Annotated in this window: 23 protein-coding genes; 9 read left to right on the plus strand and 14 right to left on the minus strand. The window is 49.5% G+C overall.

Annotated elements, in window-relative coordinates:
- Positions 1-99 precede the first annotated feature (99 nt).
- Genes ACJAYR_RS11950 through ACJAYR_RS11960 form a run of 3 tightly spaced genes read left to right on the plus strand, consistent with a single transcriptional unit; the run spans position 100 to position 2,395 of the window.
- Positions 100-975, plus strand: coding sequence for an S-methyl-5'-thioadenosine phosphorylase (locus ACJAYR_RS11950; protein WP_415236806.1), 876 nt, complete (start codon positions 100-102; stop codon positions 973-975).
- Positions 976-992: 17 nt separating this feature from the next.
- Positions 993-1,520, plus strand: coding sequence for an adenine phosphoribosyltransferase (locus ACJAYR_RS11955; RefSeq protein WP_415236807.1), 528 nt, complete (start codon positions 993-995; stop codon positions 1,518-1,520).
- Between the two features lie 17 nt (positions 1,521-1,537).
- Positions 1,538-2,395 (plus strand): VOC family protein, encoded by an 858-nt coding sequence (locus ACJAYR_RS11960; RefSeq protein WP_415236808.1) that lies wholly within the window; start codon positions 1,538-1,540, stop codon positions 2,393-2,395.
- A gap of 21 nt (positions 2,396-2,416) precedes the next feature.
- Here the strand turns inward: ACJAYR_RS11960 and ACJAYR_RS11965 are convergent, their stop codons facing one another.
- From ACJAYR_RS11965 to lgt, 13 genes are all read right to left on the minus strand, one after another.
- Positions 2,417-3,079: a dienelactone hydrolase family protein gene (locus ACJAYR_RS11965; RefSeq protein WP_415236809.1), complete on the minus strand. Its 663-nt coding sequence runs from the start codon at positions 3,077-3,079 to the stop codon at positions 2,417-2,419.
- 3 nt (positions 3,080-3,082) lie between these two features.
- Positions 3,083-3,550: an NfeD family protein gene (locus ACJAYR_RS11970; protein ID WP_415236810.1), complete on the minus strand. Its 468-nt coding sequence runs from the start codon at positions 3,548-3,550 to the stop codon at positions 3,083-3,085.
- Entirely contained in the window at positions 3,550-4,524 is a 975-nt protein-coding gene (locus ACJAYR_RS11975) for an SPFH domain-containing protein (RefSeq protein WP_415236811.1), read from the minus strand. Before ACJAYR_RS11975 ends, ACJAYR_RS11970 begins: the two co-directional genes overlap by 1 nt.
- A 112-nt stretch (positions 4,525-4,636) precedes the next feature.
- The gene (locus ACJAYR_RS11980) at positions 4,637-5,107 is read right to left on the minus strand and encodes a MaoC family dehydratase (RefSeq protein ID WP_415236812.1); all 471 of its coding nucleotides are present in this window, start codon (positions 5,105-5,107) and stop codon (positions 4,637-4,639) included.
- Entirely contained in the window at positions 5,104-5,568 is a 465-nt protein-coding gene (locus tag ACJAYR_RS11985) for a MaoC family dehydratase (protein WP_415236813.1), read from the minus strand. The genes ACJAYR_RS11980 and ACJAYR_RS11985 overlap by 4 nt, the downstream gene beginning before the upstream one ends.
- A 51-nt stretch (positions 5,569-5,619) precedes the next feature.
- On the minus strand, positions 5,620-6,717 hold the full coding sequence (gene ychF, locus ACJAYR_RS11990; protein WP_415236814.1) for a redox-regulated ATPase YchF: 1,098 nt from the start codon (positions 6,715-6,717) through the stop codon (positions 5,620-5,622).
- A gap of 2 nt (positions 6,718-6,719) precedes the next feature.
- Entirely contained in the window at positions 6,720-7,325 is a 606-nt protein-coding gene (gene pth, locus ACJAYR_RS11995) for an aminoacyl-tRNA hydrolase (RefSeq protein ID WP_415236815.1), read from the minus strand.
- Positions 7,326-7,339: 14 nt separating this feature from the next.
- Positions 7,340-7,978, minus strand: coding sequence for a 50S ribosomal protein L25/general stress protein Ctc (locus ACJAYR_RS12000; RefSeq protein ID WP_415236816.1), 639 nt, complete (start codon positions 7,976-7,978; stop codon positions 7,340-7,342).
- A 96-nt stretch (positions 7,979-8,074) separates the two neighbouring features.
- Positions 8,075-9,010 (minus strand): ribose-phosphate pyrophosphokinase, encoded by a 936-nt coding sequence (locus ACJAYR_RS12005; RefSeq protein WP_169543060.1) that lies wholly within the window; start codon positions 9,008-9,010, stop codon positions 8,075-8,077.
- A 153-nt stretch (positions 9,011-9,163) separates the two neighbouring features.
- On the minus strand, positions 9,164-10,021 hold the full coding sequence (locus tag ACJAYR_RS12010; RefSeq protein WP_415236817.1) for a hypothetical protein: 858 nt from the start codon (positions 10,019-10,021) through the stop codon (positions 9,164-9,166).
- Positions 10,022-10,105: 84 nt separating this feature from the next.
- Positions 10,106-10,876 carry a peptidoglycan editing factor PgeF gene (gene pgeF, locus ACJAYR_RS12015; protein ID WP_415236818.1) on the minus strand — a complete coding sequence of 257 codons (771 nt, stop codon included), beginning with the start codon at positions 10,874-10,876 and terminating at the stop codon, positions 10,106-10,108.
- 2 nt (positions 10,877-10,878) lie between these two features.
- On the minus strand, positions 10,879-11,961 hold the full coding sequence (locus ACJAYR_RS12020) for a class I SAM-dependent methyltransferase (protein WP_415236819.1): 1,083 nt from the start codon (positions 11,959-11,961) through the stop codon (positions 10,879-10,881).
- A complete protein-coding gene (gene lgt / locus ACJAYR_RS12025) occupies positions 11,961-12,767 on the minus strand; it encodes a prolipoprotein diacylglyceryl transferase (protein WP_415236820.1) in 807 nt (268 codons plus the stop codon). The genes ACJAYR_RS12020 and lgt overlap by 1 nt, the downstream gene beginning before the upstream one ends.
- Positions 12,768-12,889: 122 nt before the next feature.
- Here lgt and ACJAYR_RS12030 point away from each other — a divergent pair, with 122 nt between their 5' ends.
- The 6 genes from ACJAYR_RS12030 (at position 12,890) to ACJAYR_RS12055 (ending at position 15,994) form a co-directional block, all read left to right on the plus strand.
- The gene (locus ACJAYR_RS12030; protein ID WP_415236821.1) at positions 12,890-13,213 is read left to right on the plus strand and encodes an accessory factor UbiK family protein; all 324 of its coding nucleotides are present in this window, start codon (positions 12,890-12,892) and stop codon (positions 13,211-13,213) included.
- 131 nt (positions 13,214-13,344) lie between these two features.
- On the plus strand, positions 13,345-13,938 hold the full coding sequence (locus tag ACJAYR_RS12035; protein WP_415236822.1) for a YbjN domain-containing protein: 594 nt from the start codon (positions 13,345-13,347) through the stop codon (positions 13,936-13,938).
- 3 nt (positions 13,939-13,941) lie between these two features.
- Complete coding sequence (proC, locus tag ACJAYR_RS12040) at positions 13,942-14,751, plus strand: pyrroline-5-carboxylate reductase (RefSeq protein WP_415236823.1); 810 nt, start codon at positions 13,942-13,944, stop codon at positions 14,749-14,751.
- Between the two features lie 51 nt (positions 14,752-14,802).
- Positions 14,803-15,228, plus strand: a complete 426-nt coding sequence (locus tag ACJAYR_RS12045; protein WP_415236824.1) for a hypothetical protein — start codon at positions 14,803-14,805, stop codon at positions 15,226-15,228.
- Positions 15,229-15,286: 58 nt separating this feature from the next.
- On the plus strand, positions 15,287-15,637 hold the full coding sequence (locus ACJAYR_RS12050) for a tRNA-binding protein (protein WP_415236825.1): 351 nt from the start codon (positions 15,287-15,289) through the stop codon (positions 15,635-15,637).
- 9 nt (positions 15,638-15,646) lie between these two features.
- On the plus strand, positions 15,647-15,994 hold the full coding sequence (locus tag ACJAYR_RS12055) for a hypothetical protein (protein ID WP_415236826.1): 348 nt from the start codon (positions 15,647-15,649) through the stop codon (positions 15,992-15,994).
- A gap of 10 nt (positions 15,995-16,004) precedes the next feature.
- Here ACJAYR_RS12055 and ACJAYR_RS12060 read toward each other — a convergent pair.
- The coding region (locus ACJAYR_RS12060) for an ATP-binding protein (RefSeq protein ID WP_415236827.1) at positions 16,005-16,978 on the minus strand (974 nt) is incomplete at its 5' end.

Consider the following 16,978-nt stretch of genomic DNA (forward strand, 5'->3'; position numbering starts at 1 on the left):
GGCGCCTGAGTAAGGCGCCCTTTTTTTGTGTTTTCTCGTTTCTTTGATGCTGACCTGTTTGGCTTTAGAGGATAGGATTGATCTAAAGGAGAATAAGGTATGTCGGAAAAAAGGCCTGTCATCGGCGTTATTGGCGGAAGTGGTGTTTATGAGCTGGATGCGCTGGAAGACAAGCGTTGGGAAACGGTAACGTCCTCGTTCGGTGCGCCATCTGATCAATTGTTGTTTGGTCGGCTTGGAAATGTGGATATGGTTTTCCTTCCGCGTCATGGTCGTGGTCACAAGATTTCGCCATCAGAAATCAACTATCGGGCCAATATTGATGCGATGAAGCGAGCCGGAGTCACCGAGATTATATCAGTAAGTGCGTGTGGTTCCTTGGACGGAGATCTGGCACCCGGAACGTTTGTTCTGGTTGATCAGTTCATCGATCGGACATTTGCCCGAGAGAAAAGCTTTTTCGGAACCGGTCTCGTGGCGCATGTCAGCATGGCGGACCCGGTTTGTCCGCGGCTGGCAGATCAGTTGGAAGTGGCGGCAAACAACACGGGCGTCAAGTTGGTACGCGGCGGGACCTATCTTGCGATGGAGGGGCCGCAATTCTCGACCCGGGCCGAGTCAAACCTGTATCGAAGCTGGGGATGCCAGGTGATCGGTATGACGAATATGCCAGAGGCAAAACTGGCCCGCGAAGCGGAGATCTGCTACGCGACGGTTGCCATGGTAACCGATTTTGACTGTTGGCATCCGGATCACGACGATGTGGACGTATCAGCAGTAATCAGGGTGCTGGGAGAAAATGCTGACAATGCTCGGTCGCTGGTGTCAGAGGTTGCTGCCCCACTGGGCACGCGCACTGCCATTTGCCATGCAGGCTGCCATACAGCGCTTGAATATGCGCTGATTACCCCGCCTGAAGCCCGTGATGCTGCTATGATTGACAAACTTGATGCCGTCGCTGGTCGGCTTCTTTAAAAATAGGAACGCGTAAATTGGATATTAAAAAATACATCAGAACAATCCCTCATTATCCAAAAGAAGGGGTCATGTTCCGGGATATTACTACCTTGTGGCAGGACGCCACTGGCCTGCGGACTGCAATAGATCAGTTGGTCTGGCCTTATACCGGGGTTCGTATTGATAAAGTCGCGGGTATTGAGGCACGCGGATTTGTTCTAGGCGGGGCTATTGCTCATCAGCTGAGTGTGGGATTTGTTCCGGTCCGTAAAAAAGGAAAATTGCCAGCTGCTACCATCGCTGAGGAGTATGAACTGGAATATGGCACAGACACTGTGGAAATACATGAAGATGCCATTGAGGAAGGGGAAAATATTCTGATCGTGGACGATTTGATTGCGACGGGCGGAACAGCAGAGGCAGCAATTAAACTTATCCGTCGGGCAAAAGGCACAATTGTTGGGGCGGCCTTCATCATTGATCTTCCGGACCTTGGCGGACGGGCACGGATCGAAAAGATGGGTGTGAATGTGCAAACGCTGTGCGAGTTTGAAGGCGATTAACGGGTAAAGGGGGGGATATGGCTCATTATTTGACGGGTCTCGATCATACGCTCATTGGAGTGTCTGATTTGGAAGAAGCCAAAAAAACATATGAAAAAATCGGCTTTACAATAACGCCGCGTGGATCCCATATCGGTTGGGGTACTGCAAATTACTGCATCATGTTTGGCGAAGACTATATCGAGCTTCTGGGCATTGTGGATGATACACGGGAATCCAATGGTCTGGACAAGCTTCTTGAGGAACGCGGGGAGGGGCTTCTGGGTATGGCATTCGCCAGCAGTGATCCAGAAAAAACGAGATCTTCGTTGCAAGAAACAGGCTTGGCCCCAAGCGAATTACTGGATTTAAAACGGAAACTCGAACTGCCGGAGGGGGATGTCATTCCGGAGTTCAAACTTCTGCGCCTTCGTCCTGAAGGGCTGTCCGAGCGCAACTTGTTTATCTGCCATCATTTGACGCCTGAGCTGATCCGCCGCCCGGAATGGGAGACGCATGCAAATGCGACAGATCATATCAAGTCTGTTGTGATCGTTGTTGAGGACCCTAAAAGTCTACAGGACTACTATAATAGACTTTGTGGTGTCTTGAACGTGACGCTGACGGATTCTACCCTGAGTGTTCGGGTCGGGCGCATGACGATGATTTTCGTATCAGACAGCGATCTCGATTTGCTGTTTCCAGGCCTTGTCATTGACGGAGATTTCCCGGAATTTCCATATTTGATCGCCATGACGCTCGCAGTGAAAGATTTCTCTCAGACTGAGGAATATCTTTCCGGGACAGATTTGACAGTTCAGAAAATCGCCAACGGTGCATTGCGCCTGTCGCCAAAAGAAACACATGGCGTTGTTTTGGAGTTTGTCGCGTCTTAAACGGGGTAAAGCAAGCTAAAATCAAGTGCCGGTGATGAAAGCAAGGCTGCGTTCGAGGGCCAGCTTTGCTGCCGGCGCGTTATAATCTTTCCGTAAATCACAGTTAAAGCCATGCCCCGCTTGATACACATGAATATCAAGCTCTGGGTGGGCGTTCATAATGGCATCCACATGTTTCATGGGAATAGACCCGTCCTGATCCCCGAAATGCAGCTGTGTCGGGATCTGGGGTTGTTCCTGTATATGTTCATTGATACCACCGCCATAATATCCAACGGCTTTGGAAATGCCGGAGAGCCGACAGGCTGAGAGATAGCTCAACGTCCCACCCCAGCAATATCCAATCACCGAGACTGTGCTTTCGTCGGCCAAATAGGTAACGGCAGCCTGAATATCGCGGAGCGCATCCTCTGTGTTGACCTTTGAGCGAATGGCCAATCCAGACTGAATATCTTCTGGGGAATACCCCAATTCGGTATTTGGAGAGACCCTGTCAAAAAGAGCCGGCGCCAGAACTGTAAAGCCCTGCCGGGCAAACCTGTCACAAACAGATTGGATATGGCTGTTGACCCCAAAAATCTCCTGTACAACAACCAGCCCACCCTTCGACGATCCTGTTGGGGATGCCAGATATCCCTGGAATTGATGGTTATCATCTGCTGTTAAGGAGACCATCTCAGACATTGTTTATTCCTTCGCTTCGACAATCAATAGAATGCCATCTGTACCGGTTACAGTGACCGTTGACCCTTCACTCATATCGGGGCCTGAAATGGCCCATTGGCTGTCATCTACATGGATCTTGCCGCGGCCATTTACGATTGCTTCGGTCAATGTGAAACTCCGCCCAACATACTGGGCGCCACGCTGATTCAGTTTCAGATTGTCTTCTACGCCGGGGTTTTTTGACAGGAAGAGGCGAGTGACGACGATACTGATCACCGAGAAGACTGCAAAGGCCGCCCATTGATACTCCCAGCTAAGTGAGGGAAGCAAAAGGACCAGAAGTCCGACCACGGCTGCGGATAAGCCCAACCAGAGGAAGACAAAGGAAGGGGCGAATATCTCGATTATCACCAGGAAGATGGCAAAAGTCCACCAGGCCCAATATTCCAGATCGGCGACCCATTGGATTGCGGCGTTAAAATATTCCATTATTCGCTCTTTGGAACGCTGCCTGTCGACACGTTCTTACTGTTTCCATTGCCATTGCCAAATATTTCTTTGGCAATCGTTCCGATGCCCCCCAATGTACCAACCAGTGCATTGGCTTCCATTGGCATGAGGACGACTTTAGAATTTCGTGCTGAGCCGATTTCTTTCATCGCTTCAACATATTTCTGCGCGACAAAGTAATTGATGGACTGAATATCGCCTTCGGCAATTGCAACAGACACGTCGCGGGTTGCTTTTGCTTCCGCTTCTGCCAGTCTTTCCCGAGCCTCCGCATCTTTGAAGGCCGCTTCACGCCGACCTTCCGCTTCCAGAATAGCTGATTTTTTCTCGCCTTCCGCTTTCAGAATCTCGGCCTGACGGACACCTTCCGCTTCTAATACGACGGCTCTTTTTTCGCGTTCAGCTTTCATTTGGCGGCCCATTGCCTGCACAAGATCGCCCGGGGGCGTGATGTCTTTGATTTCGACACGGGTCACTTTGATGCCCCATGGGGTCGACGCCTGATCGATTACGTTCAACAGTCGCGTGTTGATGCTATCCCGCTGGCTGAGGGCTTCATCAAGATCCATTGAGCCCAAAACGGTTCTGAGGTTGGTCTGTGTTAAATTCTGAATGGCGCGCTGCAAGTCCCGAACTTCATACGCAGATTTCGCAGCGTCCAAGACCTGATAAAACAGGACACCGTCGACCTGAACCATTGCGTTGTCTCGGGAAATTACTTCTTGCGTTGGAATATCGAGGACCTGTTCCATCATGTTGATTTTAACACCCACCCGGTCAACAAAAGGCAGGATCAAACTTAAGCCAGGCGTCAAGCTACGGGTATACCGACCAAAACGTTCGATCGTATATTGATACCCTTGCGGCACAACTGTCACGCCCATGAATACGATCACAAGCGCCAGAATAACGACGAAAATCACCAATAACGCAAAACCTGATACCATATCCATTGAGGTGCCCCCTGTGTACGCTTCACGCCCAGCACGTGTAGCGGTTATACCCGGATATCATATCATAAAAAGGGGGGGTGTCTATTGGTAGTCGTGTAAGTTGTTGACAGCCCTACCTGTTTTGCTCTGCTTCACCGATCGTACGTGCTTTGACCATTCCAATGGTTTCAACACTCATGACAATCTGGTCATGTTGATTAAGGACTTTCATTGACCCAAAGATGGTGCCGATCATCGGTTTCGAAGCAGATCGTTTCTTGCGGATCACTTCTGTTCTGACACGAAGGGTGTCATCCGGGCGTACCGGGAGATGCCATTTCAAGTTGTCCCAACCGGGAGATCCCAAGCCGACCCGGTCATTGATCATATTATCGACCATCATGCGCATCGCCATTCCCGCCGTGTGCCACCCGGATGCGATGATGCCTCCATAGGGACTGGCTTGCGCGGCTTCCTCGTCTATATGAAAGGGCTGAGGGTCATACTTTGTTGCAAAGTGGATGATTTCCTCTTTGCTGACTGTTTTGCTGCCAAACTCCAGAACGGTGCCGACCACTACATCTTCAAAATATCCAGTGGTCATGATGGCACTACCGTTTCAGGACGACGGAGGAAAATAATTGTCGAGACCATCGTCATTTTGACTTCATTGTGCTGGTTGAACACGGTGTACTGGAATTTTGTAAACCCCCGATCAGGCTTCTTTTTGTGAACCGTTGCCTCCAAAACAACACTATGGGCGGAAAGAATGTCGTCGGGACGAACCGGTGCTTTCCAGCGAAGCTGTTCAATCCCCGGGGATCCAACAGAGGTGGAACCCTGCAGCAGATTGTCAACGATCAGTCGCATTAGCATGGCACCCGTGTGCCATCCTGAAGCAATAATGCCACCAAAAAAGTGATCTTTCGCCAAGTCCTTGTCGATGTGAAAAAGCTGTGGATCGAATTCTGTTGCAAATTCGATGATTTCGTCTTCATCAACGATCCGGTGGCCGAAAGTGTCTTCCCGACCAACCGGAAAGTCTTCCCAGTAGGTTTTTGTCATTCTTGTCTCTGGCTTATAAAGGGTATAGTTGCCCTATTATAAACCGGAAAATCAGTTGGCAAACCTGAAATGCAGGACATCTCCGTCCTGAACGACATATTCCTTGCCTTCAAGACGCATTTGACCGGCTTCCTTGGCCCCGGCTTCCCCTTTATGGGTTGCGTAGGCATCATAGGAGATGGTTTCTGCGCGAATGAAGCCTTTTTCAAAATCCGTGTGAATGACGCCAGCGGCCTGCGGTGCTTTGGTCCCCGCAGTGACGGTCCAGGCTCGGCACTCTTTCGGGCCAACTGTAAAATAAGTGATCAAATCAAGGAGGTCGTAGCCCGCTTTGATAATCCGGCCAAGGCCTGTCTCGCTCAATCCTAGATCGGCCAGAAACTCTGCTCTTTCTTCGTTATCAAGCTGAGCAACTTCGGCTTCGATCGCAGCTGAAATGACGACCGCACCAGCGCCTTCGGCCGCGGCCTTTTCCTCGACCCGCTTGGATAGCTCGTTGCCGGTTGCCGCGCTGTCTTCATCCACGTTACAAACGTATAAAATTGGTTTCGCTGTCAAAAGCTGGAGCATCTTGAACGGGCGAACTTCTTCAGGGGCCAGTTCAACCATACGGGCAGGCTTACCATCTTTTAGAACCGCTAAGGCCCGATCGATCAGTTCAGACTGTTGAATGGCTTCCTTATCGCCGCCCCGGATTTTTTTAACCAGATTTTCTGTGCGTTTTTCAAGGCTTTCCAGATCGGCCAGCATAAGCTCGGTCTCGATGGTTTCAGCGTCTGAAAGGGGATCAACTTTGCCATCGACATGTGTAATGTCATCATCTTCAAAACAGCGGATAACTTGGATAATGGCATCGACTTCACGAATATGAGCCAGAAATTTGTTGCCGAGGCCTTCGCCGCTTGCGGCACCGCGGACAAGCCCTGCGATATCAACGAATTCCAGTTGTGTCGGGATTAATTCTTTAGAGTGCGCAATATCAGCCAGAACCTGCATGCGGCTGTCCGGGACAGGAACCTGTCCGGTGTTCGGCTCAATCGTACAAAAAGGGTAGTTTTCAGCGGCTGCCTGAGCAGTTTGGGTCAGTGCATTGAACAACGTTGATTTTCCAACATTGGGCAAGCCGACAATACCACACTTGAATCCCATACTCAGTTTCCTTTGGCTTCTGGCGCTGTTGTTTTCTTGGGCGGAGCCAATTCCAGCGCAACTTTGTTCATAAATCCTGCGGCATCTCCGTCGATCATCTTTTCGATGTGACGGGACACAGCCTCAATTACCATTTGGGCAATTTTTCGATCCGCTTTGGAAAAATCCTTCAAGACATGTCCTGAAACCTGACTTTTGTCACCAGGGTGCCCAATCCCCATGCGGATACGGTGAAACTCTTTCCCCATATGGGCTTCAATCGATCGAATGCCATTATTACCGCCATGGCCACCCCCTGTTTTGACTCGCAGTTTACCTATTGGCAAATCAAGTTCGTCATGCAGGACAATGATGTTTTCAAGGGGAATCTTGTAAAACCGGGCGGCTTCACCGACAGAACGGCCAGACTCGTTCATATAGGTTGTGGGTTTTAGGGCAAGGACTTTTTCAGTTCCGATACGTCCTTCGGAAATCATGCCCTGAAATCGAATTTTCTCTGGTCCAAAAGAATGGCGGTGAATGATGTCATCCACCGCCATAAAACCATAATTATGCCGGTTATCAGAATATCCTTTACCAGGATTACCAAGTCCAACCAGCAAAATCATCGATGCATCCTAACTTAAGACTCTTCTGAGCTCTCGCCTTCAGAAGCTTCTGCGTCTGCTTCACCGTCTTCTTCTTCATCTGTGCCACCGCTTGGTGCAGCAATTGTAGCAACAGTGAAGTCACGATCAGTGATCGTAGGCTCGGTGCCTTTTGGTAGTGAGAAGTCAGAAATATGAACACTGCTACCGATGTCGAATTCGCTGAGATCAATTTCAAGGAATTCAGGGATATCGCCTGCAGGTACAAGCATTTCAACTTCGTGACGGACAACGTTCAGAACACCACCGCGAACAAGACCAACGCATTTGTCTTCGTTCAGGAAGTGAACAGGAACATTAACCGCAATCAAGGATTTCGCGGAAACGCGGAGGAAGTCAACATGAACCGGACTATCTTTTACTGGGTGCAGCTGCAGATCACGTGGCAACACGTTATAGTTAGTTTTGCCAACCTGAACTGTATAAATCGTTGACATAAAAGCACCTGTGTTCAGAACTTTAACAAGTTCTTTTGTTTCCAAAGAAACAGAAACAGGTTCTTTTTTATCACCATAAATTACCGCTGGGGTGCGGCCTTCACGACGCAAAGCACGGGAGACCCCTTTTCCTACCCGATCGCGCGTTTCAGCAATTAGAATTGCATTTTCGCTCATTACTCTTCTCCTATTAACGAGCAACACCGGGAAACTGTCCCGGTGTCAGTGGTGATGCGTGCCTCCAGGGGTGCGCGCATCGTTATCCTGTTTAAATTAATCAAACAGGCTGGAAACCGAAGTTTCCTGTGAAATCCGTTTCATCGCCTCACCGATAAGGGGGGCAATTGAAATTTGACGCATCTTTTGCGAGGCCTTGAATGCCTCAGTTGCCAGAATGCTGTCCGTGGTTACCATTTCTTCCATAGCGGAATCCTGTACCCGGTTGATCGCCCCTCCAGAGAGGACACCGTGGGTCACATAGGCCGCTACGCGATTAGCGCCTTGATCTACCAAGGCTGCCGCTGCATTGCACAATGTCCCCGCGCTATCAACGATATCGTCTACAAGAATACAGGTCTGTCCCTTGACGTCACCGATGATATTCATAACTTCAGAAACGCCCGCTTTTTCACGGCGCTTATCAACGATTGCCAGGTTCGCGTCAAGCCTTTTGGCAAAGGCCCGTGCCCGCACAACGCCGCCAACGTCCGGAGAGACGATTGTGATTTCTCCTCCGCGGCCGTAATTTTCTTCTATATCTGGTACGATAATTGGTGCAGAGAACAAGTTATCGGTCGGAATATCGAAAAAGCCCTGGATCTGACCTGCATGCAGGTCCAGCGTCAAGACGCGATCTGCCCCGGCTGTTGTGACAAGATTTGCAACAAGTTTTGCTGAAATCGGTGTCCGAGGGCCGGGTTTGCGGTCCTGACGGGCATATCCGTAATATGGTAAGACGGCAGTGATTCGTTTTGCGGACGCCCGCTTCAAGGCATCAATACAAACCAGCAATTCCATCAGATGGTCGTTTGTTGGAAAGGATGTGGGCTGGATAATGAAGAGATCCTCGCCCCGAACATTTTCATGGATTTCCACGAAAACTTCCTGATCCGAAAAACGGCGAATAGCAGCGTCGGTCAAGGGTAAATCAAGATAAGATGCAACAGCTTCTGCCAATGGGCGATTACTGTTCCCCGCAAGCACTTTCATGTGAACGGTCCTTTAGGCGACTACTGGCCTGACTCAGTCAAACAATTTTAAGGGGAGAGGCAGAAATTACCCCTCGATTGCGGGGCGGAACTTACCAAGGGTCTTCAATTCTGTAAACGCCTTAAACACGGAATTTTGAGGAAATGAGAATATTTATCCGTTTTTGTCTTTAAAATATGCAGGTTCTGCTTGGCGAAGCAAATTCAGGATGCCTCTAGCGCCACCTTGGGCAGCTGCAATCGCAACCTCGCCCCAAGGACCGTTCAGCGTTCCTGCCCTGATTCTGTTTTTTTGTTCAACTTTGCCGACATATTCACCGTTCCGTCGTTCCAGTTTCCAGATGATCGAGACGATTTGCATGCCTCCCATGGGTTTGGTCAGATCAACGCTGCCTTTTAGAATATAGGTTGCCTGCCACTGGTCGGGCTGGACATCCAGCCCGGCTTTTACAAGATGGGTTTGCATGGCAGATGCCAGCGTTTCCGATCCGTCTCCGGGAGCATTCTCGACGATCGGTACGAAAAGTCGAGGCGTTGCCATAGCTTCAAAATTTATGCCGGCACCACCTAGCATGACATCGATGTCACTGGCTGTATGTAACGCGACTTTTTCGTAGTCTGTCCCAGCATGATCTGGCCCGGGGACTATTTCCCCGATTTTTTGCAGGGTTCGCAGCTTGGTGTCTCGCCCCGTTGGGTCGACCAATGTCCACAGAATATAGCTGACATCGTCTTTCAGGATGATCCGACTGCTCATTTTGTAGCGGTTGAACGGCTCCTCCCCTGAGAAGGCCGCAATACCAAGATCCTGCAGCTTCTCTGACAGGATTTCTGAAAGCTCCTCCGGGCCATTTTGAACAGGTTCAATATAAAGGGACGCACGCGGACCCGGTGCCGCATTGCGCATCGCACTTTTGGATTTTGGCTGAAAAGGCCGTTCAAGCGGTTGGCATGCCGATAATGCAAAAGCAAGGGCGCCAACCAAGAGGGTTTTGATTAGATTATAACGCACAACTTGCCACCAGCCCTAAAAGGCACAGAACAAAAAAGATTACCAGATGAGGCATGCGTCTCTCTCAAATCGGAACAATTATAATCAGGTTTGCGGGCGGAGGGCGATGGCAGAGATTTGCCGACCATAGTCAGGCTCGCCCCGTTTGCACATCCGCCGGTAACTATAAAAATACTCTTCATCTGCACAGGTATCATTGTCAATCAGATCAACGGCTTTAATATTCTGTTGCAGTAGTTGCATTTTTACAAAACCGGTGAGGTCAAACATGTGGTGTTTCTCACGCTCGGACGGAATAAAGAAAGATTCATACACCGGATCCAGAGCAATAAACGGAGCCGGAAAATCGGGTCCGACTTCGTAAGACGCCTGCTGAATAGCCGGACCAATGGCGCAACAGATTGAACTACGGGATGCCCCAAGCTCTATCATAGCCTCGATCACGGCCTTTGAAATATTACCAATTGTGCCTTTCCACCCCGAATGAGCTGCCCCGATGACCCGATTGACAGAATCGGCAAAAAGGATCGGGACACAGTCTGCTGTCAGGATCCCTAGTGCGAGACCTGAAACGTTCGTCACCATGGCATCGGCTTTGGGGCGGTTTTCTGTATCTACCGGCTCGGTCAGAGTAAGCACATCGGCACTGTGAACCTGATATAAAGTCGTTAAATTGTCAGGCGAAACCTGCAGTGAGTTGGCGACGATTTCCTTGTTTTTTATGACATTGTCAGTTGCATCATTGGAACCCGCACCACAATTCAGGCTCGCGTACACACCGTTAGAGACGCCGTTTTTACGTGTGAAAAATCCGTGACTAATCTGACTTTCATTAAATATTTCGCTTTTGATCATCTTTATTCCCTAAAGCCCGCGGGCGATGCAGAGAGAGTATGATGAAAACAGAGCACTTTGAAAAGAGTCCCCATTCCGCTTGAACTGACCAACCGTTTATGGTCGCTGGCAATTTTCTCTTTTTGGCTATCGGTTGCCTTTGCAGATAGCTGTAGCGCCCGGGCTTCGATACCCAAGCGTTCCAGAAAACGGCCTTGCGAGGTTATTGGTGCGACCGTCACGTTACACTCCCGCGCAACGTCTGCCAACCGACCGAAATCAACATGGGCCGTCAAATCAGCCTCCCCCGGATGTTCCAGTGCGGAGACATATTTGTGGTCTTTTAGGGCTTGGAAACTATCCCCGGTTGCACTTTTTTCAGGTCCATAATCCAAGGTCAAAGCCGCACCGCCTTTTTCAGCGATTTGGTGCGCGATACTTGTAATTATGGAGAGCGCAGACGGACAAACTTCATAAATTTCGCCTGGTTCCAGCTTGTCAAGATAGGCTGGATTGCAAAATGGCTGCGCGTCAGGTGCAACGGCCATTGTGGTATATGTCAGTTTGTCATCAACGTAGGTGATTGCGCGTTCCTTGGGGCCGCTTTCGGACTGCAGAAACTGATGGATGGGCAGCGCATCAAAAAACTCGTTGGCTATTACAATATAAGGGCCATCCAGATCTTCAGGAAAATGCGAGTGCCATTGGACGGTGTGGTCGGAAAGGGCCATTTTTTGTTTGTTTATGAGGCGGTCGCTGACTTCTACGAGATGCAATGACATGGCATTAACAAATTCCGGGACCAGTTTGGCGCTTCTCAGGGCATCCTTCATCAACGTCCCGTTGCCCGGGCCCAGCTCAATCAAATTGACGCGGGAAGGCCCTCCCATTTTCGCCCAGCAGTCCACACACCATAGGCCGATAAGTTCTCCGAACATTTGGCTGATTTCCGGGGCTGTAATAAAATCACCGGATCGTCCGAAAGGGTTGGAACGCTGATAATAGCCAAATTCTGGATGAAGAAGCGCGTCAGACATAAAGTCATGAACAGAAATCGGGCCGCTTTCTTCAATGCGTCTTTTCAGGATGTTTTCAAGATCGGTCATTATCGGGATGCGGCGGGGCGAAGTATGAAATAGAGCCCGATCAACACCATCGGTATTGAGAGGAGCTGCCCCATCGTGGCGCCTCCCAACAGAAATCCAAGATGAGCATCCGGTTGACGAAACAGCTCAACAAAACCACGTGCAGCGGCATAACCGACCAAAAATGTACCCGTCAGTAGTCCGGGTTTCTGACCGAATTTTGTTTGCCGCAGGATCATGACAAGGACAAACAACACGGCCCCTTCGAGAAGTGCTTCGTATAGTTGACTGGGGTGGCGTGGCAAGGGCCCGCCATTTGGAAAAACCATCGCCCAGGAAACATCGGTTACGCGTCCAAAAAGCTCGCCATTTATAAAATTGGCGATCCGTCCAAAGAACAATCCCACCGGTGCAACCGTCGCCAGCATATCAGCCAGCGCCAGCGGAGGAATTGACCGTTTTCGAGCAAACAGGATCGCTGCAATGACAACGCCCAGAAAGCCCCCATGAAAAGACATGCCGCCTTCCCAGATTTTGACGATTTCCAGCGGGTCGGTAATGTAATAACCCGGCTTATAGAATAGGACATAGCCAAGGCGTCCGCCCAGAATGACACCCAGAGTCGCCCAAACCAGAAAATCATCAATATGCTCTGGCGTTAGCGGTGATTTATCGGATTTGGCAAAGTGGATCATCAATCGCCAGCCAAGGATAAGACCGGTGATATAGGCAAGGGCATACCAGCGAATGGCAAAAGGGCCCAATTCGATGAGTATGGGGTCAATTTCCGGAAAGGAAACTGCTAGAAATTGTATCGCTGAGTTCATAAGTCTTTATATAAAGGATGCACCGAACTGCGCAAGTAGGACAATTGTTTAAAACGTCTAAAGCAATTGATTTTCCCGTTGCTGCACGTCATAGTGCGATTAACTTGAAAGGACCCAGTTTCATGCAGACAAATTCACGTATCTTTGATGACATTGCCCGGTTGGCGTCTGGCGCGCTCGGAACTGCGCAAGGGATGAAATCCGAGTGGGAAAATCTGGTGCATCAGCGGATCGAACGGCTGGTGGCTGATATGGATTTGGTTCCTCGCGAGGAATTTGACGCAATGAAGGCCATGCTGGTCGCCATGAGCGATACTCTTGAAGCGCAGAATGCCAAAATTGCTGAGCTTGAAAAGAAAGTCGCGGCGTCAAAAAAAGTACCTGCGGCAAAAAAAGCATCGGCAGCAAAAAAGGAAAAAACGCCAACGTCTAAAACGGCTGAGTAGTTTTCCCTCCAAGGCTTGAAAAATAACGGTTATCCACAAGAAAGTTGCTCAAAAATTGATTTGGGTGTTGCGCCGATGTGAAAGGCGCTTTACGCTAAATGTATGGTATTCTTTTTTTTAGGGTACCAGATATGGCCCAAATCGATGTTCCCGATGGAATTGTGCGGCCTGTAACGGTTGGCATGATGAAAGCGGGGGTCTTGCAAAGGAGTCTTGGCATGACGACTGTGTATTTTTCCCAAGAAGAACTCGAAGACCACAATCCTCTCGACCTTGTTGAATCCATTATTTCTGCAAATGACTGGTCCTTTGAGCGGCAGGGCAGGAATGAACTGACTGTCGGCGTAGAGGGAAGCTGGTGTCAGTATCACCTTTGGTTTTCATGGCGTGCTGATATCAAGGCGATCCATTTCTCCTGCGCTTATGACGTAAAGGTTCCTGACCGGAAATATGATGCGATCTATGAATTGCTGGCAAGGATGAACGAAAAAATGTTCATCGGCCATTTTGATACCTGGCGTGAAGAAGGGCTTGTTATGTTCCGGCATGCTCTTTTACTAAATGAAAATTGCGACATGAATGCTGAACAGATTCAGAATCTGGTTGAAATTGGCATGAGTGAGTTGGAAAAATTCTATCCGGCCATCCAGTTCGCGATTTGGGGCGGAAAAACTCCTGAAGAGGCAATTGAATCTGCCATGTTAGAAACAATGGGTGAAGCTTAAATCATGTCTATGACAATTTTGCTGGTGGGTTGCGGTAATATGGGCCGTGCCATGCTTGACGGCTGGATCGAAAAAAACATTAAACCAAACAGCATTCTGGTCGTTGATCCATCAACGAACAATTTGGAGCTGGCGTCCCGCTCTGGCTGTCGAATTTTTACTTCTCCTTTGTTGATTGAAGAAGATTATCAACCGGATGTCATTGTGTTGGCTGTGAAGCCACAAGTTATGACGGAGGTTATACCGACCTATAAGAAATATGCAGACAAGGGTGCGCTGATTATTTCTATTGCCGCAGGAACCCGAATTGACGTTTTTGAAAATTATTTTGGCAAGGACACTGCGATTATTCGGACCATGCCAAACACGCCTGCGGCGGTTCGCAAAGGGATGCTTGTCTCAGTTCCGAACCCCTCTGTTACACAGGAACATCGCCGGCTTTGCGATAGTCTGATGTCAGCGATTGGAACAACGGCGTGGGTGGATGATGAAAATATGATGGATGCTGTGACCGGGCTGTCCGGCTCAGGCCCAGCCTATGTTTTTCACATGATCGAAGCAATGACGGAGGCTGGGGTGGCTGCGGGTTTGCCTGAAGATCTGGCGACAACGCTCGCCAAGGTCACGGTTGCAGGGGCAGGTGAATTGGCCCAAAGGTCTAACTTGGATGTTGCCCAACTCCGAAAGAATGTAACAAGTCCAAATGGAACGACTGCTGCTGGCCTTGATGTGTTGATGGCGAATAATTCTTTGATCGACTTAATGACGAAAACAGTTGAAGCCGCCAAGAAACGTTCAATTGAATTAAGTTAAACACTTTAAAGTTGTTCTTCTGACCCCATATCCTCTCTTTTGGAGGATGCGATGTCAGATACAAAACCCTCAACAGGAATGGGAGCCCCTACGTTGGCAGGGAAGGTTATCATTCCTGACCTGACCCCAATAACTGAATCCCAAAAACAAAATGTTGAGGCGATATCATCGATCAGCACCGAAATGGCTGACAGCCTTCAATCCATCTGCGCGGAACAACAGGCGACGCTACAATCTGTCCTGCAAGGGATGGCGGCTGGTCTTCAATCAGAAGGCCAAAAAGCCGGAGGGGCAGTCAATCCGGTGCCGGATATCGGGACTATTCTGGATGGTCATATGCTTGCCGCAAATTCGTTTAGTGCGACCGCGTCCAAGATGATGCAATCTACCGTGAAAACCAATGCGGCGCTGACCCAGTCTTTCACACAATCAATGAGCGTAATTGAAGACGTGGCGAAAAAGTTCTCTGGTGGCTAAGAAGGCTTGTTTTGGGTTTTCTATTGCCCTAGCATCCCCAAAAAATGCGGAGGGTTGGATGAACGAGAAAGCCAAAGAAATAGGAATTGAAGATTTTTTAAAAGTGGATATCCGGGTAGGAATTGTGCTGGAAGCATTGGAATTCCCTGAAGCGCGTCGCCCGGCTTATAAGCTTAAAATTGATTTTGGAGAGGAGATCGGTGTTCGCAAAACATCGGCACAGATTACGGACCTCTATACACTGGAAAGCTTAGTCGGAAAACGGGTGGCGGCCGTTGTTAATTTTCCGCCCCGGCAGATCGGCCCCATAATGTCAGAGGTTCTTGTTTTGGGCTTTAGTGATGCAAACGGGCAGATTTCACTGATTTCGCCTGATCATGATGTGCCGATCGGCGGACGATTGCATTGAGGAACAGAAATGACAGAAGACAAATCAGACGTTGACGATGCCATGCCTAAAGCGCCTGATTTGTCTTCGTTATTTGAAGATCATCAGGCCAGGCTGGAAGCGGCCCAGAAGGCGTCAACAGAGGCGTTCTTGGTATTTCAATCACGGGATGCGGAGGTACAGGCTTTGTCCGCAACCTATGAAGAAGAGGTCATTAAGGTTTTGATGATTGCCAAGGCGGCAATAACGCCCCAACTGGCCGCAGCAGCCGTCCCCATTGTTCTGGCTGCAGCAAACAAGGCTTTTGCTCAGGCCTCGGTGACAGAACTGTCGACAACATCAGCAATCGAGGCGGCCTTTCAATCCCTTAAAACCTGAACAAGGGGTTCTAGTAGGGAAAGGTGAGTTCAATATGCAAGCCGCCCATGGAAGAGCGGCCGAGTGCAATCTGACCACCATGTCCGTGTACCACATCGCGGGCGATGGTCATGCCCAGACCGCTACCGCCGGTTTCACTGTTGCGGGAAGTATCTAACCGATGAAAAGGCTTAAAGACGTCCTGTCTTTTCTCTAAAGGAATACCCGGTCCGTTATCGTCTATCGAAATCACGATCTGACTATCCGTAGGATATACCGCAATAGCGATTTCCGTTGCATGGCGGCGGGCATTTTCAACGAGATTAGTAAGGCAGCGCTTGACACTGTTGGCGCGAATGGATGTTCTGATTTCCGGCGTGGCTGTGAGGGTGATCTGTGCCCCTTGTCTGCGGGCATTTTCGACGACGGATTCAATCAGTGTAGTTACGTTGACTTCCTGTACAGTTTCCGCTTCCTGCCCTTTTGCAAAGGCAAGATACCCTTCGACCATGTTCCGCATGTCTTCCACGTCACTTTGCAAATTCTCGCGGCTTTGATCTTCGGGCATCATCGCCAGTTGAAGTTTCATGCGTGTGAGCGGTGTGCGAAGGTCGTGGCTCACACCAGCCAGCATTTCTGTGCGTTGTGTTATTTGCCTTAATATTCGGTGCTTCATGTCATGAAATGCCTTGGACGCGGACCGGATTTCAAGGGCGCCGGAGGGTTTGAAATCTTCGACTTCCTGACCACGACCGAATTTTTCTGCGGCTGAGGCCAATTGTTTAATGGGTCGCATCTGGTTGCGTAAAAAGATAACGGCAATGCCCAGCAGGGCGAGGGAAATTGCAATCATCCACATCACAAAAATATAGGTTGTAGATGAGAAAAGCCGTTTATCCCGCACGACAATTTGCAGGATATCATTGGGCAACTGAAGGCGGATGACGACACTTTCCAGTTTTTCGTTGCTGGTGAGTGTGAAATTGCGGGCCGGCAGACTTTCCT

The organism is Sneathiella sp., from assembly GCF_047631475.1.
Classification (GTDB): Bacteria; Pseudomonadota; Alphaproteobacteria; order Sneathiellales; family Sneathiellaceae; genus Sneathiella.